Genomic DNA, 1,822 nt, shown 5'->3' on the forward strand with positions numbered 1-1,822 from the left:
CCTCATGAAGAGTGATCCGAAGCTGAAGGTCGTGCTGAAGGAGTTTCCGGTGCTGAGCCAGGGCTCCGTCGAGGCCGCCCAGGTCGCCGTCGCCGTGCGCATGCAGGATCCCACCGGCAAGAAATATCTCGACTTCCACCAGAAGCTGCTCGGCGGCCGCGGCGCGGCCGACAAGGCGCGCGCGCTGCAAGCGGCCAAGGAGGCCGGTCTCGACACCGCGAAAATCGAGAAGGATCTCGCCGGCCCCGAGGTGCGCGCCAYGATCGAGGAGAACTTCAAGCTCGCCGAGGCGATGGGCATGAACGGCACGCCGAGCTACGTGATCGGCAAGCAGATCGTGATCGGCGCCATCGGCCTCGAAGGCCTCAAGGAGAAGATCGGCGTTGCCCGCTGCGGCAAGGCGACCTGCTGATCACGCGCTTCACAATTCACGCATGCAACGAGGCCGGCTGAAAAGCCGGCCTTTTTGCTGGGTCAAACCGTGGCGCGATCYGGCACAATCATTCATCTGGCATTCAACAAACAAATGCCGCGGAACCGCCGATGTTCCGGAACAACCGATATCTCCTTTCGTTGTTGGCGCGGGCAATGACGCAAATAGACACGTGAGGAGAAATTCAATGTTGAACCGCTTTATGATCTCGGCTGCCGCGCTCGCACTCGTCGCCGGCACCGGACTGGCGAACGCACAGGGCACCATGAACCGCGACAGCGGCGGCGCCGGTGCGCAGCCCGCGCAGCAAACACAGCCGTCGGGCGGTGCGGCCGAGCGCGGCGCCACGGGCAAAGACTCCGTGACGAAGGAAAAGGGCACCGTCGGTCAGGCTGGCGGCGCCAGCACCGCGAAGCCGGGTGCGGCCGCGGAGGAGAAGTCGCCGGGTGCAATGAAGGACGAGCGCTCGGGCGGCGCGATGCACAAGAACGCCGCCGAGGACAAGGCCGGCGCGACCAAGGGCCAGCGCACCGACGAACGCGCGCAGGGTCAGATGGACAAGTCGCAGCAGGACAAGTCCAAGAGCATGAGCCAGGATACGACCAAGTCCGGCGCCAAGGACCACAAGGACATGAAGGCGGAGGACAACAAGGCCGGCACGTCCACCAAGAGCAACGCCGAGAACCGTCCGGCCTCGGGCACCTCGACCGACATGAAGGCCGAGGGCAAGAGCTCGACCTCGTCCTCAACGACGACGGTCGGCCAGGCCGGCGCCGCCGCCAAGCTCTCGACCGAGCAGCGGACCCAGATCACGTCGGTGATCCGCGAGGAGCGCGTGGCCCCCGTGACCAACGTGAACTTCGCGATCTCGGTCGGCACCCGCGTGCCGCGCGAGGGCATCGAACTGCACGCCCTGCCGTCCCGCGTCGTGACGATCTATCCGGAGTGGCGCAGCTACCGCTACGTGCTGGTCCGCGAGCAGATCGTGATCATCGATCCGAACACCTATGAGATCGTCGCGGTCCTCGACGTCTAAGGCCGGATGCCGGCAACCTCAGGGGGCGGGCAGCAATGCCCGCCCCTTTGCGTTCCGCCGGCAGCCATGCTTTGGGCTGGTTAACAAGCAATTTCCGTAGCTTCCGCACAGGTTTTTGCACCCCGGATGAGGTGCCTGAAGGCCTCTGGGAGGTCCTTCAAGGCTTCCCCTAGGGCGCTTTGTTACCTATAACCCCGCCACGCCGAAACACCGATTACGGGATTGGAATGGCCGAACCTGCAACCGACACGATCCTCGTCCTCAACGGGCCGAACCTCAACATGCTGGGGACGCGCGAGCCCGAAAAGTATGGTCACGCAACGTTGGCCGACGTCGAGGCGCTGTGCCGGGAG

The 1,822-nt window shown here is 64.7% G+C and carries 3 protein-coding genes; all 3 read left to right on the forward strand.

Going from position 1 to position 1,822, the window contains the following annotated elements; all coding sequences use genetic code 11:
• Positions 1–412: DsbA family protein (locus AC1D00_RS39425; RefSeq protein WP_477014402.1), on the forward strand; the 412-nt coding region annotated here is incomplete at its 5' end.
• 208 nt (positions 413–620) lie between these two features.
• Positions 621–1,469, forward strand: a complete 849-nt coding sequence (locus AC1D00_RS39430; protein ID WP_477014403.1) for a DUF1236 domain-containing protein — start codon at positions 621–623, stop codon at positions 1,467–1,469.
• A 227-nt stretch (positions 1,470–1,696) separates the two neighbouring features.
• Positions 1,697–1,822, forward strand: a 126-nt coding sequence (locus AC1D00_RS39435; RefSeq protein WP_477014404.1) for a type II 3-dehydroquinate dehydratase, incomplete at its 3' end; no start/stop codon positions are given.

This window comes from Bradyrhizobium sp. P2_E8, assembly GCF_056403875.1.

Coding starts and splice junctions, on each gene's coding strand:
- AC1D00_RS39430 (WP_477014403.1), top strand. CDS start 621: ATGTTGAACCGCTTTATGATCTCGGCTGCCGCGCTCGCACTCGTCGCC.